This window comes from Halomicrococcus pelagicus, from assembly GCF_051917725.1.
Lineage (GTDB): Archaea > Halobacteriota > Halobacteria > Halobacteriales > Haladaptataceae > Halomicrococcus.
In genome coordinates this window covers 226931-252819 of sequence record NZ_JBQBLX010000004.1, presented here as the reverse complement: position 1 = coordinate 252819, position 25889 = coordinate 226931, and the positions used below count along the sequence as shown (strand labels likewise).

At 69.1% G+C, this 25889-nt stretch carries 22 protein-coding genes; 14 read left to right on the top strand and 8 right to left on the bottom strand.

The window, feature by feature from the left end:
• The first annotated feature begins 203 nt into the window (after positions 1 to 203).
• Together ACTF4R_RS12850 and ACTF4R_RS12845 are read left to right on the top strand one after the other, a co-directional pair.
• Positions 204 to 935, top strand: coding sequence for a DUF502 domain-containing protein (locus ACTF4R_RS12850; protein WP_440008288.1), 732 nt, complete (start codon positions 204 to 206; stop codon positions 933 to 935).
• A gap of 152 nt (positions 936 to 1087) precedes the next feature.
• A complete protein-coding gene (locus ACTF4R_RS12845) occupies positions 1088 to 1498 on the top strand; it encodes a hypothetical protein (RefSeq protein ID WP_440008287.1) in 411 nt (136 codons plus the stop codon).
• 117 nt (positions 1499 to 1615) lie between these two features.
• Here ACTF4R_RS12845 and ACTF4R_RS12840 read toward each other — a convergent pair whose 3' ends face one another.
• Both ACTF4R_RS12840 and ACTF4R_RS12835 read right to left on the bottom strand, forming a co-directional pair.
• Positions 1616 to 2884 (bottom strand): M20 family metallo-hydrolase, encoded by a 1269-nt coding sequence (locus tag ACTF4R_RS12840; protein WP_440008286.1) that lies wholly within the window; start codon positions 2882 to 2884, stop codon positions 1616 to 1618.
• 61 nt (positions 2885 to 2945) lie between these two features.
• The gene (locus ACTF4R_RS12835) at positions 2946 to 5669 is read right to left on the bottom strand and encodes a PAS domain S-box protein (protein ID WP_440008285.1); all 2724 of its coding nucleotides are present in this window, start codon (positions 5667 to 5669) and stop codon (positions 2946 to 2948) included.
• A 66-nt stretch (positions 5670 to 5735) separates the two neighbouring features.
• Here ACTF4R_RS12835 and ACTF4R_RS12830 point away from each other — a divergent pair, with 66 nt between their 5' ends.
• From ACTF4R_RS12830 to ACTF4R_RS12815, 4 genes are all read left to right on the top strand, one after another.
• Positions 5736 to 7466, top strand: coding sequence for a DNA mismatch repair protein (locus ACTF4R_RS12830; RefSeq protein WP_440008284.1), 1731 nt, complete (start codon positions 5736 to 5738; stop codon positions 7464 to 7466).
• A 59-nt stretch (positions 7467 to 7525) separates the two neighbouring features.
• The gene (locus ACTF4R_RS12825) at positions 7526 to 8497 is read left to right on the top strand and encodes an aldo/keto reductase (protein WP_440008283.1); all 972 of its coding nucleotides are present in this window, start codon (positions 7526 to 7528) and stop codon (positions 8495 to 8497) included.
• A 132-nt stretch (positions 8498 to 8629) separates the two neighbouring features.
• On the top strand, positions 8630 to 9076 hold the full coding sequence (locus tag ACTF4R_RS12820; RefSeq protein ID WP_440008282.1) for a universal stress protein: 447 nt from the start codon (positions 8630 to 8632) through the stop codon (positions 9074 to 9076).
• Positions 9077 to 9313: 237 nt separating this feature from the next.
• On the top strand, positions 9314 to 9466 hold the full coding sequence (locus ACTF4R_RS12815) for a hypothetical protein (protein ID WP_440008281.1): 153 nt from the start codon (positions 9314 to 9316) through the stop codon (positions 9464 to 9466).
• Between the two features lie 96 nt (positions 9467 to 9562).
• Here ACTF4R_RS12815 and ACTF4R_RS12810 read toward each other — a convergent pair whose 3' ends face one another.
• Positions 9563 to 10312, bottom strand: a complete 750-nt coding sequence (locus ACTF4R_RS12810) for an SDR family oxidoreductase (RefSeq protein WP_440008280.1) — start codon at positions 10310 to 10312, stop codon at positions 9563 to 9565.
• 197 nt (positions 10313 to 10509) lie between these two features.
• Between ACTF4R_RS12810 and ACTF4R_RS12805 the strand changes: the two genes are divergently transcribed.
• The 3 genes from ACTF4R_RS12805 to ACTF4R_RS12795 all read left to right on the top strand — a co-directional run bounded on the left by ACTF4R_RS12805 (position 10510) and on the right by ACTF4R_RS12795 (position 12659).
• Complete coding sequence (locus ACTF4R_RS12805) at positions 10510 to 11730, top strand: ornithine cyclodeaminase, nickel-pincer nucleotide-dependent (protein WP_440008279.1); 1221 nt, start codon at positions 10510 to 10512, stop codon at positions 11728 to 11730.
• 108 nt (positions 11731 to 11838) lie between these two features.
• Positions 11839 to 12195 (top strand): hypothetical protein, encoded by a 357-nt coding sequence (locus ACTF4R_RS12800; protein WP_440008278.1) that lies wholly within the window; start codon positions 11839 to 11841, stop codon positions 12193 to 12195.
• Between the two features lie 266 nt (positions 12196 to 12461).
• Positions 12462 to 12659, top strand: coding sequence for a DUF7835 family putative zinc beta-ribbon protein (locus ACTF4R_RS12795; RefSeq protein ID WP_440008277.1), 198 nt, complete (start codon positions 12462 to 12464; stop codon positions 12657 to 12659).
• A 234-nt stretch (positions 12660 to 12893) separates the two neighbouring features.
• On the opposite strand, the gene ACTF4R_RS12790 is transcribed toward ACTF4R_RS12795, so the two are convergent.
• The 4 genes from ACTF4R_RS12790 to ACTF4R_RS12775 are packed head-to-tail and all read right to left on the bottom strand — an operon-like array spanning position 12894 to position 17264.
• Complete coding sequence (locus ACTF4R_RS12790) at positions 12894 to 13859, bottom strand: diacylglycerol/lipid kinase family protein (protein ID WP_440008276.1); 966 nt, start codon at positions 13857 to 13859, stop codon at positions 12894 to 12896.
• Between the two features lie 60 nt (positions 13860 to 13919).
• Entirely contained in the window at positions 13920 to 15002 is a 1083-nt protein-coding gene (locus ACTF4R_RS12785) for a sugar ABC transporter permease (RefSeq protein WP_440008275.1), read from the bottom strand.
• Entirely contained in the window at positions 14999 to 16018 is a 1020-nt protein-coding gene (locus ACTF4R_RS12780; RefSeq protein WP_440008274.1) for a carbohydrate ABC transporter permease, read from the bottom strand. Before ACTF4R_RS12780 ends, ACTF4R_RS12785 begins: the two co-directional genes overlap by 4 nt.
• 7 nt (positions 16019 to 16025) lie before the next feature.
• Positions 16026 to 17264, bottom strand: coding sequence for an extracellular solute-binding protein (locus tag ACTF4R_RS12775; protein WP_440008273.1), 1239 nt, complete (start codon positions 17262 to 17264; stop codon positions 16026 to 16028).
• A gap of 257 nt (positions 17265 to 17521) precedes the next feature.
• Here ACTF4R_RS12775 and ACTF4R_RS12770 point away from each other — a divergent pair, with 257 nt between their 5' ends.
• Positions 17522 to 18649: an ABC transporter ATP-binding protein gene (locus tag ACTF4R_RS12770; RefSeq protein WP_440008272.1), complete on the top strand. Its 1128-nt coding sequence runs from the start codon at positions 17522 to 17524 to the stop codon at positions 18647 to 18649.
• Here the strand turns inward: ACTF4R_RS12770 and ACTF4R_RS12765 are convergent.
• Positions 18646 to 20676 carry a DUF7997 domain-containing protein gene (locus ACTF4R_RS12765; RefSeq protein WP_440008271.1) on the bottom strand — a complete coding sequence of 677 codons (2031 nt, stop codon included), beginning with the start codon at positions 20674 to 20676 and terminating at the stop codon, positions 18646 to 18648. The two genes, ACTF4R_RS12770 and ACTF4R_RS12765, sit on opposite strands and share 4 nt — an antisense overlap.
• Positions 20677 to 20782: 106 nt before the next feature.
• On the opposite strand from ACTF4R_RS12765, the gene ACTF4R_RS12760 reads away from it, so the two are divergent.
• The 4 genes from ACTF4R_RS12760 (at position 20783) to ACTF4R_RS12745 (ending at position 25888) form a co-directional block, all read left to right on the top strand.
• Entirely contained in the window at positions 20783 to 22861 is a 2079-nt protein-coding gene (locus tag ACTF4R_RS12760; protein WP_440008270.1) for an alpha-amylase family glycosyl hydrolase, read from the top strand.
• Positions 22862 to 22915: 54 nt separating this feature from the next.
• Complete coding sequence (locus ACTF4R_RS12755; protein ID WP_440008269.1) at positions 22916 to 23968, top strand: TrmB family transcriptional regulator; 1053 nt, start codon at positions 22916 to 22918, stop codon at positions 23966 to 23968.
• 51 nt (positions 23969 to 24019) lie between these two features.
• Positions 24020 to 25072, top strand: coding sequence for an enolase-like domain-containing protein (locus ACTF4R_RS12750; protein WP_440008268.1), 1053 nt, complete (start codon positions 24020 to 24022; stop codon positions 25070 to 25072).
• Positions 25073 to 25168: 96 nt separating this feature from the next.
• A complete protein-coding gene (locus ACTF4R_RS12745; RefSeq protein ID WP_440008267.1) occupies positions 25169 to 25888 on the top strand; it encodes a DUF2270 domain-containing protein in 720 nt (239 codons plus the stop codon).
• Position 25889 lies beyond the last annotated feature (1 nt).

The window sequence follows — 25889 nt, the reverse complement described above, 5'->3', positions numbered from 1 at the left end:
CCGGCGCGGCGACCGGCCGTTGGACCGTCCGGCTACCGCCCACCGTGCACGTCGTACTCCGACTCGAACGGCGACGAATCGCGTCCACCTCCGCAGAATCGTACGGACGCTCGTCTCCAACCCCGCCGCCTGCAGGCGCTTAGAATCGAGGGTTGCATTTGCAGGCAGCACGCCTTGAAGGGCCGGGAGAGTACGGTAGGGAAATGGGTACGAAGTCCGAACGGTCGCTGGGGCTTTACGAGACGGTACGGGAGGCCATGCTGACGGGCATCACGGTCGTCCTGCCGCTGATAGTTACGCTGTACGTCATCTTCGTTCTGCTGAACTTCGTCTCGCGGTTGCTCGTCCCGATGCTCAGCCTCGTCCCGGTCGACTCCGTCGTCGTGCTGGGACTGGTCGCCGCCCTGCTGATAACCACCCTCGTCTTCCTCGTCGGACTCCTCGCTCACTCCCCGATGGGCGACACGGCCATCGACGGTTTCGACAGTGCGATCAGCCGCGTCCCCGGGTTCGGTACCGTCTACCGGAGTTTCCGGCGCATGGGTGACGCGATGCTCGAGAGCGACGCCGACAACTTCCGTGACGTGCGACTGCTGGAGTTCCCCATCGACGGGTCCTACACCGTCGCGTTCGTCACCGCGAACACGCCCGACGGCATCTGTGAGGCCACCGGAAACGATGAGATGACGACCGTCTTCCTCCCGATGGCACCCAATCCGGTCATGGGCGGGTTCGTCATCAACGTCCCCGACGAGAGCCTCGAAGACGTGGACATGACCGTCGAGGAGGCGTTCCGCACCGTCGTCACCAGCGGCGTCGGCATCGACGCGGTGGCCCACGAGGGAACCGGCCTCTCCGAGGACGAACTCCGGGACCTCACCGGGTACGACCCCGTCGCTCAGGCGGGGACCGAACGGAACGACGAGGGCGACTAGCCGCCGCACTCCGGGCACCCTTCGTCGCTGCCGCGACCGATTCCGGTGCCGGACGGCGTTTTCAGGCTCGGAAACCGTTCGTGGCCTTGAAACGCGTTCGGCGCTACGTCACGGTCGTGTCGACCGCTCGACGGCGACTCGGAAAGGGTGTCGTGGTAGGCGTCGTAGCGTTCGCGTTCTTCGGCGTCGTCACGGGGCTGATTCCGAACCCGCTGTACGCACGTATGGTTCCCCGAACGGCGCTCGACTACCTGTTTCTCACGCTCACGGCGGCGTTCCTCGGCATCTACAGCGTCCAGACGACCGTCCCCGAGGACTGGCGCGACGACGGCGCTGCGACCGTCGGGACGGTCGGTGGCTTCCTGGCGTTCGGCTGCCCAATCTGCAACGCGTTCCTGCTCGCGCTGTTCGGTAGCTCCGCTCTCACGACGTACTTCGACCCGCTTCGTCCGCTCCTCGGTGCGGTCACGGCCGTCCTGTTCGGCGGTCTCGTCGTCTACCGCCACTCGCGGTCCTGTGAAACCTGCGAGAACGCATCGGGGACGCAACCGAGCCGGGAGTAGCCGTTTTCGGACTCGCGGGGACGACGCGGGACGGAGTTCGCGTCGCTCGCACCCGTGGACGTCACCGCCCGGTGCATCGCGTCGACGCCGACGATTCGAGGGCGCCGAGCGATGCGTCTACGCCCCGGCGAGGTCGGCGAGCGCGCCGGCCAGCACGCGGGTCGCGGTCGCACAGTCGTCCCAGTCGGTCCACTCGGCGGGGTTGTGCGAGACGCCGTCTCGCGAGGGTGCGAAGAGGAGGCCGGCGTCGGCGACCTTCGCGACGTGCATCGTGTCGTGGGCCGCGCCGGAGTGGAGGTCCAGCGTCGCGACGTCCGCGGCCTCGCCGGCGTCGTGGGCCGCCTCGCGCACCCGGTCGCTCATCGGCGTCGGGCGGAGGTCGAAGCGCCGGTCGAGTCGCGTCTCGACGCCGCGCTCGTCCTCGATGCGCGCCAGCGTCGTCCGGGCGTCGTCGACGACGTCGTTCATCGCGTCGTAGTCCACGTCGCGCACGTCGACGCCCATCTCGACCCGACCCGGGACGACGTTCGTCGCGTTCGGCGAGACGTCGAGGCTGCCGACCGTCCCGACCGCCGTCTCGCTGTCGGCGTCGCGGGCCGCCCGTTCGACGCTGCGGACGAACTCGCTGGCGGCGACCAGCGCGTCCGTGCGTTCGAGCATCGGCGTCGCCCCTGCGTGGTCCGCCTCGCCCACAACGTCGACCGCACAGTGCGTGATGCCGGTGATGGTCGTGACGACGCCGACCGGAACGCCGGCGCGTTCGAGGCGCTGGCTCTGCTCGACGTGCAGTTCCAGCCACGCGTCCCACTCGCTCGCGTCGAGCCGTCCCTCCCCGCGGAATCCGATGGACGAGAGCGCCGATTCGAGCGTCTCCTCGTCGCCCGTGCCGTCTCCGTTCTCGTCCACGCGCTCTGCGGTCAGCGAGAGCGCGTCCTCGACCGACCGCTCGCCGGCCGCCACGGAGGAGCCGAGCAGTCCGTCGGCGAACCGCTGGCCCTCCTCCTCGGTGAACGAGACGACCTCGACGGGCCTGTCGAGGTCCACGCCGGCGTCCTGCATCGCCCGGACGGCCTCCAGCGCGGCGTAGACTCCGAGCGGGCCGTCGAAGATGCCGCCCTCGGGGACCGAATCGAGGTGGCTGCCGGCCGCGACCGGGGCGGCGCCGGGGTCCGCGCTCGGCGGCGTCCACCGTCCTGCGACGTTGCCGACCGCGTCGACCCGCACGTCCAGTCCGGCGTCTTCGAGGCGGTCGACCAGGCGCTCGCGCGCTCGCCGGTTCGCGTCGGTGCCGGCGAGTACGGTCCGTCCCCGGCCGTCGACGTCCAGCGAGCCGAACTCGGCGTTCGCTTCGACGTCCGACCGTAGTCGGTCGACTTCGACTTGCATGCGTCGTCCGACGGACGCGCCGATTATGAGCGTGTGGGTAGCGTACGTGACCGCGACGGAACTACTCCTCGAGGAACGCGTCGAGCAGTTTCGACTCTGCTCGGCGGAGATGCTGGTGGAAGGTCGGGGCCGTCACGCCGAGCGACTCGGCGACCTCCTCGGCCGTGCTCGCCCGGGGCCACTCGAAGTAGCCTGCGAGGTGGGCTACTTCGAGCGCCGTGCGCTGGCGATCGGTCAACGCCTCGTCGAGCGCAGTCCGCATGTGCCGGGGCGTGGTCCCGACGCGGTCGCGCTCGCGCTGGGCCAGCAACTCCACGCTCGGATAGTAGCGCTCGATGGTCTCGGTCGCGCCGCGGACGTCCGCGTCCACGGGGAGTTCGACCACGGCTCGTGCCCCGTCCGGGCCGGCGCTCGCGGACGTCAGCGTCCCCCCGTGGTCGGCCAGCGCCAGGACCAGCGCGTCGTCGTTGACGACCTCTATCAGACCGCCGTCGTCGTGAGCGTCGACGACCCGGGCGCGTTCGACCTCGTCGAACGACCGCACCCGCTCCATCAGTTGCTCGGGCGAGGTCCCGCTGACCGTGAGGTAGTACAGCATCGACCCGTCCGTGGTCACCGTCGCGCCGCGGAACTCGAACGCGCAGTCGGCGTGCTTCGGTACGTCGACGAAGAAGTGGTCGGCCGCGGCGCTGACCGCGAACTCCAGTTCCACGACGGCGTCGCTGACGAGCGCTTTCTTGCTCTCGACGGCGGCGATGGCGTAAGCGATGGTCTCCCCGAGTTCCGCGAGCACGGTGCGCTCGCGGTCGTCAAACGCGCCCGCCCTGTCGGCCGTCACGACGAGGACGCCGTACGCCGTCTCGTGGTACTCCAGCGGGATGGCGGCCAGGTCCTCCCCGCCCTCCTCGACGACCACGCGTCCGGCGTCGGCCGCTCGCGTCGCCACGGCCTCGGGGTCTCCACTCGTCTCGCCCGCGACGGCCTCGCTCCGGACGTCGCCGCCCGCCCCGCGCTCGACGATGCAGGCGTGTTCGTAGGGGCCGCCGTCCGTCAGCCGCTCGACCACTGAGTCGCCGACCGCTTCGCGGGTCGTCGCCCGGACGAGCGCGCGGTCCACCTCGCGAATGACCGCGTTGATGCGGTTCAGCTCCGCCAGTTCCGCGCGCTGGGACGCCAGGGTCTCCTCGCGCTCCGCCCGGTCGAGTGCGCGAGCGGCGTTCGCGGCGAGAATCTGCGCGAAATCGAGCGCGTAGTCAGGGACGGTCGCGGCGTCGAGCGACCCGACGGTCAGGACGCCGTGGTCGTCCAGCGGAACGATGACCTCCGTGTCGACGGGCGTATTCCGGTTGTACGCTCGGGTCATCGACCCGACGTCGCCGAACACCGCCGGTGAGCCGCTCTCGTACACGTCCCACGCGAGCGACTCGTCCGGCCCGAACGTCGGGATGCCGTCGAACACCCGGTGGGCTTCGTCTGTGGCCGCGGTGGGCCGCAGGACGTCTTCGTCGGCGTCGAACAGGTGAACGGCCGCCAGCGACGTGCCGAGGACGTCCCGGGCCGTCTCGACCGTCACCTGGCAGATGGTCTCCCTCGTCTCCGCGGAGATGAACTCACGGGCCGCCGCGCGCAGCGAGGCGAGGGCCGTCGTCCGTTCCGCACGCTCGGTCACGTCGCGGAAGACGGCGTAGATGACCTCCCGTCCGTCGAGTTTCGTCATGTTAGCGCTTATCTCGACCGGCACCTCGTGGCCGTCGTCGTGGACGACGGTGAGGTCGCCGTCTCGGCGCGTGATGCCGCCGCGGTCGGCGTGGTCGTCGAAGATACGACGGTAGTACGTCTCGTCGTCCGACGGGTGGAGGTCGCTCTGGTGGAGGCCGAGTATCTCCTCGCGGGGTTTGCCGAGCAGGTCCTCGGCCGCCGGGTTCGCGTCGAGGACGGTGCCCGTCTCGGCGTCCGCGACGAACAGGGCGTCCGGACAGGTCTCCACCAGCGTCCGGTAGCGCTCCTGGGTCGCTTCGAGCGCGGTCTCGGCCGCGCGCCGTCCGGAGACGTCCCGGAGGACGCCGACGAACCGCCGGTCGCCGTCGCGTTCGAACGGGCGGAACGCGACGGTCAGCGGAACCTCGTGACCGTCGCTGTGGCGACCCGGCAGTTCGCGGTAGTCCCCGTCGTCCGCTCCCCCGTCGCCCGCGAGACAGCAGTCGAGGACGTCGCGGTGGTCGCCCCGTCGGGGTTCGGGCACGAGCGTCGCCAGCGGTTCGCCGACGAGCGAGGACGGGGCGTAGCCCAGGACGCGGTCGACCTCGGCGTTCGCGTACCGAATCGTGCCCGCGTCGTCGACGACGACGACCGCGTCGGGGCCGCAGTCGACCAGTGCGTCGAAGCGGGCGGCCGCCGTCGACCGCTCTCGCTCGGCGCGGCGGCGCTCGGCGGCGTTCTCGACCCGGCGCGCGAGGCGCGCGGAGCGGTCGGGGCGAACGCAGTCCGTCGCGCCCGCGTCGAGCAGTTCCGGGTGGGCGGCGTCCGGCGCGACCACGACGACGGGACAGTCCGGCGCGCGCTCGGCCGCCGTCGCGAGCAGTTCGCGGGCGTCGCGCTCCGGCGGTCGGTGTTCGCAGACCAGACACTCCGGTTCCGGGTCGAACGCCGCCGACGCGTCCGCGACCCTCTCGACCGTCTCGTCGAGTCGCGCCGCCGCGTCGCGGACGCCTGTCGGTACTCCGACGTGAACGACGCTGGGCGGAGAGGTGGATTCGTCGACCGCCATCTGGAAGAAAGATGTCACGAGGATACCTGAACGCTTCGGCTCCCACTGGAAATCGTTAAGGTGGGTCCGTGTCAGCCGACAGGTATGCGACTGGAGGACTACTGGGGCGTCGGACCCAAGACGAGCGACCTGCTCGAATCCGAACTCGGGGTCGAGCGGGCGATCGAGGCCATCGAGGGAAGCGACGTGCGCGCGCTGACGGAGGCGGGGCTCGCGCGGGGGCGAGCGACCCGCATCCTCCGGCGCGCGAACGGCGGCGAGGGGATGGCCGTGCTGGCGACCCGCGACACTCGCTCCGTGTACAAGGACCTGCTCGACCTCGCCAGCGACTACGCCGTCACCGAGGACGCCGCCGACCGCATCCGGGTGCTGACGCCGCTCCCGACCCGCGAAGCGGCCGAGGAGCGTCTCGACGCCGTGACGGAGGCGACCGACTCGTGGGGCGACGTAGACGAAGCGACGCGGGAGGCAGTCCTCGACGCGTTCGAGGGGTACGACGGCGGCGAGCGCGCGGCGGTCGAGACCGTGCTGGCGCTCCGCGAGGCCGGCGTCTCGGACGGCGCGTTCGCCCCCGTCGCGGCCATCGACGGCGACGCGCTCGAGTCCGCCGTCGGCGCGCTCGGGAAGTTAGACGACGGTGAGGTCGCGGACGGCGCGGACGAGGAACTCGACCGCCGACGGGAAGCGCTTTCCGCCGTCGAACGCCTCGAGAGCGGCGCGCTCGACGTGCTCGAACGCGTCCAGACGGGAGACGTGCGCGGCCCCGACGAGTTCCGCGAGTCGTTCGTCGAGTACGTCGCCGACGAGACGGGCATCGGACCGGGGGAGATTCGGTCGGCGACGACCGGCGACGCCACCGACGCGACCGACTTCGTCAGCCAGTCGCTGCGGGCCGTCGTCGAGGCCCAGCGCGAGGCGGTCGAGGAGCGCGAGGAGCGGGTGGCCGCCGAACTGCGCGAGGACATCGAGGCCGCCCGAGAGGCCATCGACGCCGCCGTCGAGACCGTCGACGACCTCGCCTTCCACCTGTCGCTCGCCCGCTTCGCGGACGCCTTCGAGATGACCCGCCCGGAGTTTTCCGAGGGCGCGTTCGCCGTCGAGAACGCGCGCAACCTCTTTCTCGCCGCCGGGAGCGGGTCGGTCCAGCCCATCACGTACGGCGTCGGCGACCACCGCGTGGCGGGGCCGCCGAGCGGCGACCGCGTCTCGGTGCTCACCGGCGCGAACAGCGGCGGGAAGACGACGCTGCTCGAGACGCTCTGTCAGGTCGGCCTGCTCGCCCAGATGGGGCTGCCCGTCCCCGCCGACCACGCGCAGGTGTCCCCGTCCGACGCCATCGTCTTCCACCGCCGGCACGCGAGCTTCAACGCCGGCGTACTGGAGTCGACGCTCCGGAGCATCGTTCCGCCGCTGACAACGGACGGACGCACCCTGATGCTCGTCGACGAGTTCGAGGCCATCACCGAACCGGGGAGCGCCGCCGACCTCCTGCACGGACTGGTCGGCCTGACCGTGGACAAGGGCGCGCTCGGCGTGTTCGTCACCCACCTCGCCGACGACCTCAACCCCCTGCCCGACCAGGCGCGGAAGGACGGAATCTTCGCCGAGGGCCTGGACGACGACCTCGAACTCCAGGTCGACTACCAGCCGCGGTTCGACACGGTGGGCAGGTCGACGCCGGAGTTCATCGTCTCGCGGCTCATCGCCTCCGCCGACGACCGCAGCGAGCGCGCCGGGTTCGACGTTCTCGGACGCGCGGTCGGCGAGGCGGCCGTCCAGCGCACGCTCGACTCCTGGGCCGGCGGCGACGAGTAACGGACGCCCGTCTCACCGCTTTCCCGACTTTTAGGTCCCTTCGCGAAGACGACTCACACATGGACTACCGGACGCTCGGCAACACCGGAACGAAGGTCTCGGAACTCTGTCTCGGCACGTGGCGATTCGCCAAGGAGAGCGACGGCGTGGTCGAGACGGACCGCAAGACGGCCCACGCCCTGCTCGACACGTTCGCGGAAGCGGGCGGCAACTTCATCGACACCGCGAACGTGTACGGCGACCCCTCCGGCACCAGCGAGGACTGGATCGGCGACTGGCTGGCCGACCGCGACCGGGAGGACTTCGTGCTCGCGTCGAAGGTGTACTTCCCGATGGGCGACGGCCCCAACGACAGCGGTCTCTCGCGCAAGCACATCCGCAGCCAGATTCGAGGGACGCTCGAGCGCCTCGGGACCGACTACCTCGACCTCTACTACATCCACCGCTGGGACGAGGAGACGCCCATCGAGGAGACGCTGTCCGTCCTCACGGAACTCGTCGAGGAGGGGAAGGTGAACTACCTCGGCGCGAGTTCGATGGCCGCCTGGCAGTTGACGAAGGCGCTCTGGACGAGCGACGTGGAGGGGCTGGAACGCTTCGACGTGACCCAGCCGATGTACCACGCGGCCGCGACCGACGACACGGTCGAGCACTACCTCGACGTCTGCGCCGACCAGGACGTCGCGGTCTGTCCGTACTCGCCGCTGGCCGGCGGCTTCCTGACGGGCAAGTACAGCCGGGACGGCGACGCTCCCGAGGGCTCCCGGGCGGAACTCGTCGACAGCTTCGAGGAGTACTACGTCTCCGAGACGGGGTGGGACGTGCTCGACGAGATTCGGGCGGTCGCGGACGAACTCGACGCGACACCGCCGCAGGTCGCGCTCCGCTGGCTCGTCCAGCAGCGCGAGTTCACCTGCACCCCCATCGTCGGCGCGCGCACCGTCGACCAGCTTGAGGAGAACCTCGGCGCGGCCGAGATATCGCTCTCCGACGACCAGTTCGACCGCATCACCGACGCCCGCACGGACTGAGCAGCCGACTTTGACGACGCTCGGGGTCGCGTCGAAGCCGCCGGCAGGAGATCGGGGCGAGCGCGCCAGCGCGGCCGGTGCTTGCGCCGAAGTGCCAATCTATTTATTACATGAACGTAAACGACGGTCAATATGGAACGAGCACTTGCCGTCGTCGAGGCGTCGGAGTCCGCGAAACGACTGGTTCACGAGGCGGGCGAACTCGCGGCGGGCGTCGGCGCCGACCTCGTGTTGCTCCACGTGACCACGGACGAGGAGTACGAGTCCACGCGCCAGTCGCTGGAGCGGATTTCCGACGTGGAGTCGTCGTACACGGCGGGGCAGGCGCTGGAGGGTGCGCGCCAGTTCGCGGCCGACATCGGCCGCGAGATGCTCGAAGACGTCGGCGCGGAGTGGGAGGCGGTCGGGCGCGTCGGCAACGAACGCGACGAGATTCTCGCCGCGGCCGACGAGTACGGCTGTGACCACGTCTTCCTCGCGGGCGACAAGCGCACGCCGGCCGGGAAGGCGCTGTTCGGAGACACCACGCAGTCGGTCATCCTCGACTTCGACGGGACGGTGACGGTCGTCACCGAGTGACCGTCCCGGGCGACGCCGCGACGGCAGGTCCGTAGCAGACGAACGACTCGTCCCAGGGAGTCGCCGTCGGCAAACGACCCTCGACGCCCCGGGGTCCGGTTTCCCCGGACAGGTCCGGACGACCCACGAGACGTCCGTCCGGGCGCGCTACTCGGAGGGATAAACCGGCTCAAACCGGCGTTAAGCAGGGATTACCTATGGTGGAAGCGCCCGAAATCCGGGTTACGGTGACTTGAAATGGGCGTTCTCTCCACGTTCAAGGCGACCCTGTTCGACCGGGACGGCAAGAGCGACCCGCTCTACGTCTGTACCGGCTGTGGCTGCTTCTTCGAACGGCAGCGACAGGTGTGCCCGGAGTGTGGCGCGTACACGTTCCGGCGCACGGACTGACCCTCGGTACCGTTCCCCGGCGGGAACGGCGCGGGCGACGCGCGACGGGGCGCTTCCCGGAGGCTACGGTGATCGCTTCGGTCACGGCGGCCTCTCTCAGAAGTGTTCGAACTTGTCCCGCCGGTAGAGGTCGATCTCGCTCGCGGTCGTCGGCGGCTCCTGGGTCGCCGCGAACACGACCGCGTCGGCGATCTCCTCGGGTTCAGTCACTTCGCCCTCCTCGAAGCGCGCCTCGAACGGGTCGTCGTCCTCCGAGCCGAACTTCGTGCGGACCTCCGAGGGGTTGACGACGGTCACGCCGACGCCGTCCTCGCCGACGCTCCCAGCGAGACTCAGCGCGAACCCGCGCGTCCACCACTTCGTCGCGGCGTAGACCGCCGCACCGGGACGGGGGTACTGCCCGGCGAAGCTCCCGAGGAAGATGAGGTTGCCCGCAGACTCGCGCAGATGCGGCAGTGCCGCACGCGCGGTGAAGAAGGAGCCGTCGACGTTGACGTCCATCATCTGGCGGTACTTCTCCGTCGAGAGGTCCGTGAGGTCCCCCTCCTCGCGGCCGAGGCCGGCGTTGTTGACCACCACGTCCAGGCCGCCGAACGCGTCGACGGTCCGGTCGACCATCGCCTCGACCTGCGCCTCGTCGGTGACGTCGGCCGGAATCGCGAGCGCGTCGACGCCGAACTCGCGTTCGAGGTCGGCGGCCAGCGACTCCAGTCGTTCCTCGCGGCGGGCGGCGAGCGCGACGTCCGCGCCCGCTTCGGCGAGAGCGCGGGCGCTGGCGCGACCGATTCCGGCCGTCGCACCGGTCACGAGCGTTGCGGCGTCGTCGAGACTAGTTTCGTCGGACATGTGTGGGTCGTCGCTCTCCAGGGGATAAAACCGGACGGCCGCGCCGACCGCCGGCGCGCGCAGTCGACCGGTCGCTCCCGGGACGACTCCCCGTCGGTCACGTCCGTCGCGTGGACGGAGTGGGGAGCGGACCCTCGAAGCGACGTAGCTTTGCCCGCGTGACAACGCTGATACGAACGACCGTCCTCTGTTGGGCTATGACGGTCGCTCGGACGGTCGAACTCGAAGGACACATCATCGACTCCGGGATGATGCAGCGGTGTTTCGGCGTGGTGATGGACCTGGACGGCAACTTCGACGTCGAGCAGTTCGACGTGGGTGAACACAAAGACGCAGAGTCGTACTGCCGGATGACGGTCACCGCGCCGGACGAGGAGACGCTGCGTTCGATACTGCACGAACTCCACCAGAGCGGAGCGCAGTTGACGGACCCGCCGAACGCGAGGCTGGAGCCAGCGCCGGCCGACCGTGTCGTCCCGAACGGCTTCTACTCGACGACGAACCACCCGACGCAGGTCCACCACGAGGACGAGTGGATCGACGTCGAGCGAATCGAGATGGACTGCGCCGTCGTCGTCGAACCGGACGAGCGGCGGGCGTACACGAAGGTGCTCAACGCCATCGAGGCGGGCGACCTGGTCGTGACCGGCGAGGCGGGGGTGCGCGTGGACCCACCGGAACGCCCGCGCGGCGGCAGCGGTCCGTTCGGTTTCATGCAGGGCGGAGTGTCGAGCGAGCGCCCGTCGGCGTCGCTCATCCGCGAGATAGCCGAGGTCCTCGTCGAGACGAAGGCCGAGGACGGCACGGTGCTGGCGGTCGCCGGGCCGGCGCTCATCCACTCGGGGGCGGGCGACGCCCTGGCGCGACTGGTCCGCGAGGGGTACGTCGACATGCTGAGCGCGGGCAACGGGTTCGCGGTCCACGACATCGAGCGCGGCGTCTACGGCACCTCGCTGGGAATGGACGTGGAGACGATGGAGCATCCGCGGAAGGGCCACAAACACCACATCTACACCATCAGCGAGGTGGTTCGCGCCGGGGGCATCGAACCGGCGGTCGAGGAGGGACTCGTCGAGGAGGGCGTGATGTACGAGTGCGTCACGAACGACGTGCCGTACGTCCTCGCGGGGTCGATTCGGGACGACGGGCCGCTCCCGGACACGATAACCGACGCCGTCGAAGCTCAGGACGCCATCCGCGAGCAGGCCCACGAGGCCGACATGGTGTTGATGCTGTCGACGCTGCTGCACTCCGTCGCGGTGGGCAACTGCCTCCCGTCGACGACGCCGGTGGTGTGCGTGGACATCAATCCCGCGACCGTGACCCAGCTCCTCGACCGGGGGAGCGCGCAGGCCATCGGGATGGTGACGGACGTCGGGACGTTCGTCCCGGCGCTCGCCGAGGAGATTCTCGACTAGCCGTACCGAGGCGTCGGCGACGTCAAGGTCGCCGGCATGCGGCGCGACCCCCGGACCGAGGCGGGACGGGGAGAACCCCCAAGAGGTCCGAGTGCGTAACCCCGCCAAATGGGCCGGACGCTCGAACTGCCGAACGGAGAGGTCGTCACCGAGGGCGACGTCGTCCTCTACAACGGGTACCCGTACCGGGTCAGGTTCCTGGACGACGACGCGTACGCGTTCGAACTCGCTCCCCTGTTCTGGGGCGACAGCGGCATGGACGTTCCGTTCGCCGACCGGGAGGCGCTCGTCGACCAGTGGGGGCCGGAGTCGCGCGGCACGCTGACCACGACGGAGTGGGAGGAGTGGCTGCGCGAGGCCCGGACGGACGACCGCTTCGGCGACGACGAACTCGACGCCCTCGCCCGCGAACTCCCGACCTCGGACGGCCTCCTCACGCGCCTCCGTCGCGCGCTCCGACGCTGAGCGTACCCGGTGCGGACGATATCCGGCCGTTCGGCCGGCTCCGACGTTCGGAACTGACGGGGAAAATGCTGGCGAGGTAGGAACGTGACGTGGTTCGTTCTGGGATGAACGAACGAATACAACGACTCACTTAAAGGCGACTTGCACAGACAGGCAGGAGACATCAGCCACTGAACGGGGAATGGAAAGACACGGAACGGCGAGGTGCGGTCGACCGGCGGCGGACGCCGGAGCGCCTCACCGTGACCGAACGCCAGTGATACACCATGTCTGTTGACACCGCAACCGGCGACGTCGAGGAATCGTGTGACAACTGTGCTGGCACGACGCCGCATCAGGTCCAGATCAAGATTCGGACCGAGAGCGACAAGAACGAGAACACGGAGTTCTCGCGGGAGCCCTACCGCGTCACGGAGTGTATGAGCTGCGGGCAGACGACGAGCCAGCGGATGAACAACGCCTGACGGAGACGACTCTCCCGCCGAGTGCGGTCGCGTCAATAGTCAATCGGTCGCTGCTTTCCTTTTTGCCAGGTCCGGACGAAGACCCGCAGAGAGCCATCGGGACGACGTCTGCGTCGTCGTGGCGGAGATACGCGGCGTCGACAGCGTCGGGTCGTCCGGCGAGAACGGTCCTAACCCGTCCCGGCGACGGTGAGCGGTCGCCGTAAGCGACTCGTCACCCGAGAGTCACGGCCGTTACTCGTCCGCCGGGTCGGGGTCGTACTCCGGTCCGACGCAGACCGTGAGCGCGTGCGGTCGGGTGTGTAACACGAGCCGTTCGTGCGAGCTCAGTTCGCCGTCGAGGCTGAAATCTATCGGCTCGCCGCTCTGGCTGTCGATCTCCAGTTGGCTCGCCCGGACGTGAACGACGTGTTCGGTGTCCTGGCCGAACAGCCGATGGGCGATTCCCTCCTCGATGATGTCGCTCGGGGGCATCTGTTCGATGATGACCACCTCGAAGAGGCCATCCTCGACGTTCGCCTGTCCGCCCTTCTTCGTGAACCGGCGGACGTTTCCGACGAGCGCACTCAGTGCTTCGCCCTGCCAGGTCGTCTCCTCCCCCTGCGAGACCGCGGTGAGTTCGACGTCGAGACCGTCGAACGCCGCGACCTCCTGCAGGCCGGCGATGACGAACGCGAGCGAGCCGAAGCGCTCCTTCAGTTCGCCGCTCGTCGCTACGCTCGCGTCCGCCGGCAGTCCCGCGATACAGGACATCACGAACGGCGTGTCGCCGGCGACGCCGACGTCGATGTCCCGCCGTTCGCCGCGGTCCAGCATCTCGAACCCGTGTTCGATGCCGGTGATGCCGACGTTCGTCGCGAAGATGTTCGCCGTCCCCGTCGGGACGACGCCGAGCGTCACGGAATCGAGACCGTTCGCCCGGTCGAGACCACGGACCACCTCGTTGAGCGTTCCGTCGCCGCCCGCGACCGCCAGACGGTCGACGTCCTCCGCGACGGCGTCCTGCGCGAGTTCGGCGGCGTGTCCCGGTCCCTCCGTCTCCTCGATGCGGTACCCTCGTTCGGTAGCGAGCCGTCGGACGTCGTCGATGTGGTCGGCGGTTCCGCTCGTCGGATTCAGGACGAGCCAGCGTCGGTCGCCCGAGCGCGAAGCGGCCTCCTCGGCTGCCGTGCCGGCGGACGGTCGCGCTTCGTCGGTCATACGTCACGACAGGGCCCGCAGGCAGAAAGAGGCTGTGTCGTCGAGGTGGAGAACGAGGCGCTAGCCCTCCATCCCGCTGAAGGAGAGGCCGCCCTCGATGTACCGCTGGGCGAACAGGTACACCAGCATTATCGGCGTTGCGAAGGTGAGCGCGAACGCCGAGAAGCGCGCCCACGGGATGGAGTACTCGCTGACGAGCGAGAACAGCCCGACGGGCAGCGTGTAGTTGTCGGTGCCGAGCAGGGTCTGGGCGACGACGAACTCCGTCCAGCCGGCGAGGAACGTGAAGACGAACACCGTCGCCAGTCCCGCGGTGGACAGGGGGAGGATGACCTCGGTGACGACGCGCCACGGCGGCGCACCGTCGACGACGGCCGCCTCCTCGTAGGAGACCGGGATGCCGTCCATGTACGTCTTCAGGAGCCACGTGTTGAACGGCACCGCGGTCGCGGCGTAGTAGACGGAGAGCGCGAGCTTGCTGTCGTTGATTCCGAACTGGACGTAGACGGTGTACAGTCCGATGAGCAACGCGACGCCGAGGCCGCCGCCGACCTGGGTCATCAGGACGTACAGGAAGAGCACCTTGCGACGGAGGATGAACTCCCGGCGCGAGAGCGCGTACGCCGCCGGCACGACCAGCGACATCGAGATGAGGACGGTCGGGACGGCGACCGAGACGCTGTTCCAGAAGAACTTCTTGAACGAGGAGGGGTTCTCGACGCCGTACTGGGAGACGTCGAGGAAGACGAACTCGGGCGTCTCGACGACGAGCGCGAGGTCGGTGAGCGGGAGATTCACCGCGATGGTGTACGCCGGAATCCCGAGGTCGCCGAGGACCCAGAGGAACGGCTTCAGCGTCGGGGTCTCCGGGAACAGTTGCAGGCCGTCCGACGAGAGCAGCGAACCGCCGGCTCCGGCCAGGGCGGCCATGAGAATCCAGTAGACGGGGAACAGCAACAGCAGTACCATCACGAGCGCGCCGAGCGTGGCCCCGACCGTCTTCAGCGGTTCGACCGGCGAGAGTTTGCCGCGCCGGACCTGCTCGACGGTGTACGTCGCGTCCCGGACGGTTTCGACCGGAGCGAGCGCGACGGTCCGTGCGTCCTCTTTCAGCTTCCGTCCGATGCCGTCGAACAGACTCATTGCTCGGACACCCCGTCGGCGAGTTTGCCGCGCTTGACGTTCAGCCACATGAACATGCCGATGAACGCGACCGCGACGAGGCTGATAGCCGCCCCGCGTCCGTACTCCTGGAACCGCAGCGCCTCGCGGTAGCCGTAGACGACCAGGAGTTCGTTCGCGCGGGCCGGGCCGCCCTGGTTGAACACGTAGGGGATGAGGAACTGCTGGAACGACGCGGCGGCCGTCAGGATGGACGCGAACAGCACGGGTCGCTTGATGGACGGCAGGGTGACGTGCAGGAACCGGGAGAAGTAGCCCGCGCCGTCGACCTTCGCCGCCTCGTGCAGTTCCTCGGGCACGTCCTGCAGGGCGCTGACGGTGATGATGACCATGAACGGGTACGCGAGCCACGCCTCCGTGACGTTGTACGCGAAGAAGGCGGGCCACCGCTCGGCGAGCCACGAAACCGAACCGACCCCGAGTTCACCGAGGATCTGGTTCGCGAGCCCGAACTCGGCGGAGCTGAAGATGCCGCGCCACACCGTGACGGTGAAGATGGCCGGCAGTCCCATCGGGAGGATGATGAACGACCGCATGAGCCGCTTGCCGCGGACGCGGTCGCTCGTCACGACCATCGCGATGCCGAGGCTCAGGCCGATCTTCAGCGTGACGCTCGTGGCGACGAACAGCCACGTCACGCCGAAGGAGTTCCAGAACTGGCCGTTGATGGGGAGGGTGACGAGCGTCTCCCCGAACAGGACGACGTGGAACTGGCCGCCGAACAGGACCTGCACGTAGTTCTGCAGACCGACGAACTCCGCCTCCCCGAGCGTCAGGACCGACAGCGCTCCGTCGCCCGCGAACAGCGTCGCCGGCGTGGCGTTCGTGAACGAGATGCCGACGAGATACAGCACCGGGAACAGCATGAACGCCGTGAAGACGAACAGTCCGGGCAGGACGAACAGGAGCGAGACGTCCCGCTTCTCGAGGAACGGCGTCGCTTCGAACCGTCGCGCGATGCGGGAAGACGTGCTCACGTGCCTGCTACCCCCACTTGTTCCGGATGGTCTTGGCGGCCTGGTTCAGCGCCGCTTCCGGGCTGGCGTCGCCGTTGAACGCCTTGGTGAGCGCGGTCTTCATCGGCGGCCAGACCTTGTTCATCTTCGGGTGGGTCGGCATCGGCGTCCCCTGGTCGACGCTCTTCGAGAAGGCCGTCACCTGGCTCGGCAGGTCGTCGCTGCCGACGAGACTGTCGAGCACGGGGATGGCACCCTGTTTCTCGGCGCGCTTGCGGATGAGGTCCTCGTTGGTCGCGTACCACTCGATGAACTTCCGGGCGGCCTTCGTGTCCGCGCCGCCCTGTTTCATGCCCTTCGAGAAGTACCACATGGTGATGCCCGTGTAAGGTTTGGGCTCGCCACCGTCGACGGTGGGGAGCGTCGTGACCCCGTAGTTCACGTCCTTGTCGTTGAGCGTGGCGAGATACCAGGGGCCGTTGATGGCGAACGCGGCGTTGCCGTCGGCGAAGGGGGCGGCCTGGGTCTCGTACTTGGCGTCGTCCGGCATGTACGGCGCGAAGTTGTCGAGTGCGAACTTCAGGCCGCGGACCGTCTCCTTCTTGTCAACGCCGAGCATCGGGTCTTCGTTCGGGTCGAAGTAGTACCCGCCGAACGCCTGGAGCCACGCACTGGTGAAGTAGGGGTCGAAGGGGTAGCTCAGGCCGTATTTGTTCTGTTTCGGGGCGTGGTACTCCTCCATGGTCGAGACCATGTCCGAGACCGTCTCCGGCGGCGAGTCGACGACGTCGGTGTTGTAGATGAGCGTCACCGTCTCGGCGTCGTGCGGGAGGCCGACGAGGTTGCCCTCGTACTGGATGGCCTCCCTGGCCGGGCCGATGAACTGGTCGAGGCTCACGTCGACCGCGTCGCTCTGGTCGACGACGAAGCCGCGCTCGTAGTAGTCGCCGACCCAGTCGTGGGCCCATTCGAAGGTCTTCGGCCCCTGTCCGGCGGGGATGGTGCTCGTCGTCTTCTTCTCCATCTCGGAGATGTCCGCGCCCTTTATCGTGTGTGGGGATTGCTGGTTGAACGACTTGATGGCCTGCTTGCGCTGGGGCATCTCCGTCTCGGGGAGCGAGTACCACGCCTTCGCCTTGCCGGACGACTCGCCGGAATCGGTCGTGCCGTCGGAGTTGCTTTCCTGGACGCTGGTACAGCCCGCCAGTGCCGCGATACCGGCCGCACCGCCGACGTGCTTGAGCACGGTTCTACGATCCATTGTCATGGAATAACGATGTATTATTCGTTCACGACTTAAATCATGGGGTTGACCAACGCGCACCACTGGACCGGGACACGAGCGCTCGGCCGACAGGACGGCCTCGACGGGCGGTGCCGCCGACCAGGGCCGGCGGACATCGACCGTAGCGTCGCGGCCCGATTCCGGCGAGCACCTCGACCATCAAACTACTACGTAATTATACCTCACGAATCGAATATTGAGGGCAAGAACTATATTCCGTCGTCAAGAGATACCGTCAAATGGCAACTGTAACGCTCGATAATCTCAGAAAGGAGTTCGACAGCGGACAGATCGTCGCGGTCGACGACGTGTCCCTGACCGTCGAGGACGGGGAGTTCGTCACCGTCGTCGGCCCGTCCGGGTGCGGGAAGTCGACGACGCTCAGGATGATTGCGGGGCTGGAACAGCCGACGTCGGGCTCGATCCGCATCGACGGCGAGGATGTCACCGACGTGCACGCGCGCCACCGCGACGTGGCGATGGTGTTCCAGAACTACGCGCTGTACCCTCACAAGACCGTCCGGCAGAACATGGCGTTCGGCCTCCGGATGAGCACGGACATGGACGAAGACGAACGCCACGAGAAGGTCGACGAGACGGCGACGATGATGGGCATCGACGACCTGCTGGACGACAAGCCGAGCGAACTCTCCGGCGGGCAGAAACAGCGCGTCGCGCTCGGCCGCGCCATCGTCCGCGAACCGGACGTGTTCCTGTTCGACGAACCGCTGTCGAACCTCGACGCGAAGCTCCGGACGAGCATGCGGACGGAGATCCAGCGACTGCAGGAGGAACTCGGCATCACCTCCATTTACGTGACCCACGACCAGGAGGAGGCGATGACGATGGGCGACCGCCTCGCCATCATGAACGACGGCGTCCTCCAGCAGACGGGTCGACCCAGCGACGTGTACGCGAACCCGAGAAGCGAGTTCGTCGGCGGGTTCGTCGGGTCGCCGTCGATGAACAACGTCGACGTGACGGTCGAGGACGCCGGCGACGGCGTCACGCTCAGGAACGGGGACCGGTTCGCGTACTCGCTGACCGGCGAGCGCGCCGACCGCGTCGCCGACGCCGGCGTGCAGCGAGCGCGCCTCGGAATCCGCCCCGAGAACGTCGCCGTCGTCGACGACCGGGACGGCATCGGGACCACCGTCGAAGTCGTCGAACCCGTCGGGAGCGACAACTACCTCCACCTCGACCTCGGCGAGGAGTTCATCGCCAGGGTCGCCTCCGGGATAGAGCCGGAACCGGGCGAGGTCATCTACGTGACGTTCGACGAGTCGGACGTCCACCTGTTCGACTCCGAGAGCGGCGAGTCGCTCCTGTTCGACGGCGAGCGGGAACGCACCGCCGCGACGGTTTAGTCGTCCGCCGCGACCGTCCGTTCTTCGAGGAAGTCGTACTCGTCGAGCAGGGCCACCGTCGCCAGTCGCAGCGCGTGGGGCCACCCGAGCGGCGTCGCGCTGTCCGGCGTGCCGTCGTCGAACACCTGTTCGGGGAGGTACCCGCTGTCGAGACAGAGCGGTCCGTCCGGGAGGACGAGCGCGAGCAAGTCTCGCGCCGTCGCGGCCATCGCGTCGGCGCGGTCGTCGCCGCGGTCCGCGAGCATCGCGGCGAGCGTCCCGGCCGCGTTGGCTCCCCACGCCGTCGAGACCGTCCATATCTTCTCGCCGTCCTGTTCGCGCCGCCGCCAGCCGTCGCCCTCGTACCGCACGAGGCCGGCGACCGGTCCGTCGGGGTCGTGGAACAGTTCGTCGACGACCGTCTCGACGTGCGAGACGAGTCGGTCCAGCCGTTCGTCGTCCACGTCGCCGACCCGGTCGTACGCGCGGTGGGCCCCGACGAGGGCGAGCGTGGCGGAGTCGACCCGTTCGTCGAGTTCGCCCGCGTCCTCGTGGTGGTCAGCGTACTCGCGCAGGGCGTAGACGCCGCGGTCGTCGACCCAGAGGTCGTCGAGCGCGTCGTACACCTCGCGGGCGCGGTCGGCCGCGCGGTCCGCGACGTCGTCGGGGTCGGTCGCCGCCAGCGCGGAGTAGGCTTCGAGGAAGGTGGCGGCCGTGTGGGCGAACCGACCGGACATGTCCTCCCACGCGTTCTGGCAGGCGACCGGTCGGCCGTCGTCGGCCAGGGTGGCGTCGAGGCCGTCGAGCGCCCGCGCCAGCACGTCGCCGTAGTTTCCGCCCTCGTCGTAGGCCGCCACGTAGGTCGTGACGCTCCCCGTCTGGTCGGCCTGGTAGTTGAGCCCGTCGCCGGCCTCCATCCGGCCGTTGGCCCAGCCCGGGGCCAGCGAGGCGTCGAACGGCCAGACCCGGTGCGGCCAGGTGCCGTCGTCGAGTTGCGTCTCGGCGTACACCGCCGCGCTGCGGTCGTGCCAGTCGTCGAGTCCGAGGCCGAAGTGGCGGTCCGCCTCCAGGAGGAACCGCGATATCTCGGCGTCGTCGCGGAACCACGAGTAGCCGTAGCCGCCGGAGTGGGCGTAGTACGGGTCGAAGTCGGGGGCGGCGATGCGCAGGCCCGACCGACCGGTGAGCAGGGAGAGGACGCGGCGGTCGGCGGCGATGGCCGCCGCGTGCGGTCGGTCGGCGTCGACGGGGTCGTCGACCTGCGCTTCGGCCGCGCGTTCGAGCGCCGCGGCGTCGCGGGCGGCGGCCGTCCGGACCGCATCGAGCGCGTCGTCTCGGGGCGTCTCCTCGCGACTCGTCAGCAGCGTCGCCAGCGTCGCCGTCCCGTCCTCGGTCGGGATAACGCCGACCACGTCGCCGCTCAGCAGGTCCTCGTCGTAGGGGTTCCGCCGACCGGCCCGGGGGTACTCGGCGGGCGTCTCCTCGAGCAGTTCCGGGAACCCGCCGAACGCCGACCCCCGGACGGCCTCGAACCCGGTCGCGCTCGCGAGGAAGTCGGCCTCCTCGGCGTGGTACACCTCGACCGCGTCGCCGTGGTGCAGTTGTGCGATGCGCGTGTCGCGGCCGTCGGGGGCGAACCCGAAGCCGGCGACCACGTCGAGCGCCTCGTCGGCGTCGCTCGCGTCGACGTGCGTGACGTGAACGCCGTCGACGGTGAGGTCGTACTGGGTCACGCGGCCGTGGACGGTCTCGTGGTCGGTGACGACGAGCGCCGTGCGGTCGTGGTACCGCTGGTCGACCGCGGCGTCGAACCACGTCGTCTCGGCATCGTCCTCGTTCGCGGGGCGGACGCCGAACCGCGAGCGAGCGACGCCGGTCAACCCGACGAGCGGGTAGCTGAAGTCCCGGACCGCTCCGTCCTCGTCGACGTGGACCAGCCGTCCGTCACGGCCGGAGAACCGACCGGTCGTCGTCCGTCGCTCACCGGGAAACCGCGTGCTGTCGTCCCGGTGGCGTTTGTAGTCGTTCAGCGCGTCGCGGAGTTGCATTGGCCGAGACGTACACGCCCCCCTACTAATAACTGTGGTGAAATTGTAGTTCACAAATTCTCCACAATCCGAAAGGGTAAAAGCCGCCACCAGCAACCGTGGGAGTATGCCACATCCAGGACCGCCGCGATTCCTCCACGTCGGCGAATCGGTCGAACTGGCACCGCGCGCTCCCGACCCGTCGGCGACCTACCGGTGGCGCGTCACGGACAGGCCCGCAGAGAGCACGGCGACCGTCGGTGACGGCCCGGTCGTCCACCTCGCGCCGGACGTCCCCGGCACCTACCGGGTCGAACTCGACGCGCCCGACGGCGCTCACGAACAGACGGTGCGGGCGTTCCCCGACCCCCGCCGCGAGGCGCGGTTCACCGTCGCCGCGGACGACGTGGACGGGGACGTCCGGGACGTCGACCACGCTACCGTCATCGGCGCGTTCAACGACTTCACGATGGGGGTCCACCGCGCCGAGCGCGAGGGCGACGAGTGGGTTCTCGACGCGGCGCTGCCGCCGGGCGACCACGAGGCCATCTTCGCCTTCGACGACGAGTTCGACCCCTTCGCCACCGCCGAAACCACCGTCGAGGGGCCGGGACGGCCCCGCGTCCGTCTCGACGGCCGACGGGAGGGGGAGGCGGTGGTCGTCACCGCGACGGCCCGGGCCGCCCCCGACGGCGCGGACCCCGACGTGGAGTTCCACCTCGACGACCGGGACGCGCTCGCGCGCGAGGACGTGACCGTCGACGGCGACGAACTGCGGGTTCCTCGCGACGCGCTCCCGGTTCTGTCCCGTGTCCACGCCGTCCCCGTCGCCGGGCGAGACGACTCGAACGCGGTCCGCCACGGCGTCGCCGACACGCTGACGATTCGCGACGGTGACGAGGTCTCCTTCGAGCGGCCCGCCGACGCGCCGGACTGGGTCCGCGACGCGACCATCTACGAGATATTCGTCCGCGAGTTCGCTGGCGAGACCGTCGACACCACGTTCGAGGAGATAGAGCGACGCGTCCCCTACATCGAGTCGCTCGGCGTCGACGTCGTCTGGCTCACCCCCGTTCTGGCGAGTCCCACCCGGCACGGCTACCACATCACCGACTTCTTCGACACCGCCGCGGACCTCGGCACCCGGGAGGAGTTCGCGTCGCTCGTCGAGCGCTTCCACGAGGCCGACATACGGGTCGTCTTCGACCTCGTCGTCAACCACACCTCGCGGGACCACCCCGCCTTCCAGTTGCACCGCGCCGGCGTCCCCGAGTACGCCGACCGCTACGAGCGCGTCCCCGCCGACCGGGACGCGTCGGACGTCGACTGGGCCGGCGACGACGCGCCGGGCCACTACTTCACCTGGACGCAGATACCGAACGTGAACTACGACTCGCTGGCCGTCCGCGAGTGGATGCTCGACGTCGTCGACGAGTGGGCGCCGGTCGTCGACGGCTTCCGCTGCGACGTCGCGTGGGGCGTTCCGCACGGCTTCTGGAAGGAGGTCCGCGAGCGACTGAAGGCCCGCGACGACGACTTCCTGTTGCTCGACGAGACGGTCCCGCGGGACGCCGACTTCCGCGAGAACGAGTTCGACGTCCACTACGACACCGACCTCTACGACGCGCTGCGCGACGTCGGCACCGGCGACGCGCCGGCGAGCGCCCTCTTCGACGCGCTCGAGGACTCCCCGCGCGTCGGCTACCCCGACGAGGCGGTCCACATGCGCTACGTCGAGAACCACGACGAGGACCGCTACGCGACCGAGTGCGACGAGGGGACGCTGCGACCCGCCGCGGCCGCGACGTTCACGCTCCCCGGCGCGCCGATGATCTACTACGGCCAGGAGCGCGGCGTCCCCGAGCAGCGCGGGACGATGCGCTGGCACGACGGCGACGCCTCGCTGACCGAGTTCCATCGCCGCCTCGTCGAACTCCGAAACGACCGTCCGGCGCTGCGCGCCGCCGGCGTCGAGCGCGTCGCGTGCGACGTCCACGCCGGCGACCCCGGGCGCGTCGTCGCCTACGAGCGCACGGGTGACGACGAACGGCTCGTCGTCGTCCTGAACTTCGGCGCGGAACCGGCCACGGTGACGCCCGAGCGGGCCGTCGATTCCCGTGACCTGCTCGCCGGGGCCGACGCCAGCGCCGGCGAGCGAGCGGACGCGGTCCGGGTCCGCGACGCCGTCGTCCTGCGAGCGCGGTGAGACCGAACGCCGGCCATCGGGTGATGTAAGTATCGGCCGGTCGCAACCCCCGGTATGGACGACGCGTCGCTCGAGGACCAGCTACAGCGGTTCGGGTTCTCCGACAAGGAAGTGGACACCTACCTGACCATCCTGGAACTCGGGGAGGCGAAAGCGAGCACCATCGCGGACGAGGCGGGCGTCTCCAAGCGGTACGTCTACAGCATCGCCGAGACGCTGTCCGACAGGGGCTTCGTCGAGGTGAACAACCACGCCGTCCCGACGACGATACGGGCGAACTCGCCGGAGGACGTCGTGGGCGCGCTGACCGACGACCTGGAAGAGATGCGACCGGCGCTGGACTCGCGGTTCTCGCGGACGGACTCCCGGACCGAGCGGTTCGAGGTCGTCAAGTCCCGCGTCACCGTCCTCAAGCGCATCTCGGAACTGTTGTCGCGCGCCGACACCGAGGTGACGCTCGCGATACCCTACCGCCTGCTCGACGAGGTCGCCGACGAACTCCGTGAGGCAGTCGAGCGCGACGTGCTCGTACTCCTGCTCGTCACCGGCGTCGACCCGGACGAGGCGGTCGACCTCGACGGACTGGCCTCGGTCGCCCGCGCCTGGGACCAGCCGATGCCGACGATGCTGACCGTCAACCAGACGGACGGCCTCGTCGCCCCCGGCGAGCTGCTCTCCCAATCCAACAGCCCGACCCAGGCCATCGTCTTCGCGCAGGAACAGCTCACCCCGGTCATCGTCGGGTCGTTCCTCGGCAACTACCTCCCGATGGCGGCGGAGGTGTACACCGCCGAACCGATGGCGCTGCCCGCCACCTTCCGGAACTTTCGTCAGGCGGTCCTGCAGGCGTCGCTTCACCTCCGCTCCGGCACGGAGATTCGCGCTCGCGTGACCGGCCACCCGCTGTACGACGAGGACGCCGCCAGCGAACTCGACGGCGTCGTCGTCGACGTTCGGCAGTCGCTGATAGAGCCGACGACCAGTTCCTTCCCGGTCGAGAACGCGCTCGTCGTCGAGACCGAAGCGGGGACGTACAGCGTCGGCGGCGAGGGGGCGTTCGTCGAGGACTTCCAGGCCAGCGAGGTCGAACTGACGCCGGCCGAGTAGTCCCTCCGGGCCGGCACCCGGAATTAACTGTTCGCCCGCCGACGGTCCACCATGGCACTCTACGACCGGATAGCCGACCTGCCGCTGGTCGTCGACGGCGTCGAGTTCGACCAGCACGAGCGCGATACCTCCAGCGGGTTCACCCGCGTCACGACCGAGATCGTCCTGCACGGCGAGGGCGCGACCGGCCGCGGCGAGGACGTGACCTACGACGAGGACGACCAGCGTTCGCTTCCCGACGCCGACCTCGACCTCTCGGGCGAGTACGAGTTCGACGAGTTCTCCCGGACGGTCGGCGAACTGGACCTCTTTCCGACGGAACCCGGCCGCGAGGACTTTCGCGACTACCGCCGCTGGGGATTCGAGAGTGCCGCGCTCGACCTGGCGCTCCGGCAGGCCGGCGAGCGCCTGGCCGACGCGCTGGACCGCGAGCCGAACGCGGTGCGGTTCGTCACGAGCATGGGACTGGGCGACCCGCCGACCACCGACCGCGTCGAGCGCTGGCTGGAGCACGACCCGGAACTGGAGTTCAAACTCGACGCGACCTCGGAGTGGACCGACGACCTCGTCGCCGACCTCGCCGACACCGGCGCGGTACGCGTCGTCGACGTGAAAGCCCAGTACGGCGACGCGGAGGTGAACCAGCGACCGGACGCCGACCTCTACCGTCGGGTGCGCGACGGCCTGCCGGACGCGCTCGTCGAGGACCCGGCGTACACCGACGAGACGGCCGACGTGCTCGACGCCGCGCGCGAGCGAATCGCCTGGGACGCCCCCATCCACGGCGTCGAGAGCGTCGAAGCGCTGCCGTTCGAGCCGGACTGGCTGAACGTCAAGCCCTCCCGGTTCGGCAGCGTCGCCTCGCTGCTGGAGACGCTGGAGTACTGCGACCGCCGGGACGTCCGTACGTACGGCGGCGGACAGTTCGAACTCGGCGTCGGCCGCGGCCAGATCCAGTTGCTCGCCGCGCTGTTCTATCCCGACGCGCCGAACGACGTCGCGCCGCGAGCGTACAACGACCCCGAGCCGTCGCCGGGTCTCCCGTCGAGTCCGCTCGACGCGCCCGCACCGGAGGACGCGACCGGATTCCGGTGGGAGCGGTAGGCGACGGGGCCTCCGTCGCCCTCGGCGTTCGCTACGACCGTCCGACGCTCGGAACCGAGGCGGAGAGTTAATCGAGTCGATGTGGTAGAGAGCGTGATGTCGGACTCCGACGTCAACCCAGAGGATTTCGATTCGACCGAGCCAGAGGAGCGAGACGTAGCCAGCGAGGCGGCGACCGACCACGAGAAGTTCCTCTCCATGCTGCCCCACTACTACCGCGGCGAGGTCGCGCAGGCGAACAGCCTCATGGACCGCCTGGACCTCACCGTCGACTGGGCCATAGCCGTCGTGACGGCGGTGCTCGCGCTCGCGTTCCAGGGCGGCGACGTGACCGCGTACCTCCTGCTGATAGGAATCGTCGCCGTCTCGGCGTTCCTGCTCTTCGACGTTCGCCGGTATCGCATCTACGACGCGACCCGGGCGCGCGTTCGCCTCCTGGAGGAGAACGTGTTCGCGAACACCTTCGACCCTGCGGGGACGCCGGTCGACGAGTGGCGGAAGGAACTCGGCACCGACCTCCGTAGGCCGACGCTGAAGGTGTCGTACCTGGAGGCGCTGTCGCGCCGACTCCGACGCGTCTACTTCCTGCTCTATCTCCTCCTCGGAGGGGCGTGGGTCTTCCGAATCACGCTCTTCACGCCGGGAGAGCCGTGGACGGAGACCGCGTCCGTCTCCGGCGTCCCCGGCGAAACCGTCGCCGGCGTCGTGGCAGTCTTCTTCGTCGTCGTGGTCGCGGTCACGTTCTGGCCGACCGGACGACGGGCCAAGGGCGAGTTCCACGGCGAGGAACCCGGGCGCTGGAAGCGGTCGGAGTAAC

What these genes read in the sequence shown, in the direction of transcription:
- ACTF4R_RS12850 (WP_440008288.1), top strand. Translation starts at nt 204, where the DNA reads ATGGGTACGAAGTCCGAACGGTCGCTGGGGCTTTACGAGACGGTACGG.
- ACTF4R_RS12840 (WP_440008286.1), bottom strand. Translation starts at nt 2,884, where the DNA reads ATGCAAGTCGAAGTCGACCGACTACGGTCGGACGTCGAAGCGAACGCC.
- ACTF4R_RS12830 (WP_440008284.1), top strand. Translation starts at nt 5,736, where the DNA reads ATGCGACTGGAGGACTACTGGGGCGTCGGACCCAAGACGAGCGACCTG.
- ACTF4R_RS12825 (WP_440008283.1), top strand. Translation starts at nt 7,526, where the DNA reads ATGGACTACCGGACGCTCGGCAACACCGGAACGAAGGTCTCGGAACTC.
- ACTF4R_RS12820 (WP_440008282.1), top strand. Translation starts at nt 8,630, where the DNA reads ATGGAACGAGCACTTGCCGTCGTCGAGGCGTCGGAGTCCGCGAAACGA.
- ACTF4R_RS12815 (WP_440008281.1), top strand. Translation starts at nt 9,314, where the DNA reads ATGGGCGTTCTCTCCACGTTCAAGGCGACCCTGTTCGACCGGGACGGC.
- ACTF4R_RS12810 (WP_440008280.1), bottom strand. Translation starts at nt 10,312, where the DNA reads ATGTCCGACGAAACTAGTCTCGACGACGCCGCAACGCTCGTGACCGGT.
- ACTF4R_RS12805 (WP_440008279.1), top strand. Translation starts at nt 10,510, where the DNA reads ATGACGGTCGCTCGGACGGTCGAACTCGAAGGACACATCATCGACTCC.
- ACTF4R_RS12800 (WP_440008278.1), top strand. Translation starts at nt 11,839, where the DNA reads ATGGGCCGGACGCTCGAACTGCCGAACGGAGAGGTCGTCACCGAGGGC.
- ACTF4R_RS12795 (WP_440008277.1), top strand. Translation starts at nt 12,462, where the DNA reads ATGTCTGTTGACACCGCAACCGGCGACGTCGAGGAATCGTGTGACAAC.
- ACTF4R_RS12790 (WP_440008276.1), bottom strand. Translation starts at nt 13,859, where the DNA reads ATGACCGACGAAGCGCGACCGTCCGCCGGCACGGCAGCCGAGGAGGCC.
- ACTF4R_RS12785 (WP_440008275.1), bottom strand. Translation starts at nt 15,002, where the DNA reads ATGAGTCTGTTCGACGGCATCGGACGGAAGCTGAAAGAGGACGCACGG.
- ACTF4R_RS12775 (WP_440008273.1), bottom strand. Translation starts at nt 17,264, where the DNA reads ATGACAATGGATCGTAGAACCGTGCTCAAGCACGTCGGCGGTGCGGCC.
- ACTF4R_RS12770 (WP_440008272.1), top strand. Translation starts at nt 17,522, where the DNA reads ATGGCAACTGTAACGCTCGATAATCTCAGAAAGGAGTTCGACAGCGGA.
- ACTF4R_RS12765 (WP_440008271.1), bottom strand. Translation starts at nt 20,676, where the DNA reads ATGCAACTCCGCGACGCGCTGAACGACTACAAACGCCACCGGGACGAC.
- ACTF4R_RS12760 (WP_440008270.1), top strand. Translation starts at nt 20,783, where the DNA reads ATGCCACATCCAGGACCGCCGCGATTCCTCCACGTCGGCGAATCGGTC.
- ACTF4R_RS12755 (WP_440008269.1), top strand. Translation starts at nt 22,916, where the DNA reads ATGGACGACGCGTCGCTCGAGGACCAGCTACAGCGGTTCGGGTTCTCC.
- ACTF4R_RS12750 (WP_440008268.1), top strand. Translation starts at nt 24,020, where the DNA reads ATGGCACTCTACGACCGGATAGCCGACCTGCCGCTGGTCGTCGACGGC.
- ACTF4R_RS12745 (WP_440008267.1), top strand. Translation starts at nt 25,169, where the DNA reads ATGTCGGACTCCGACGTCAACCCAGAGGATTTCGATTCGACCGAGCCA.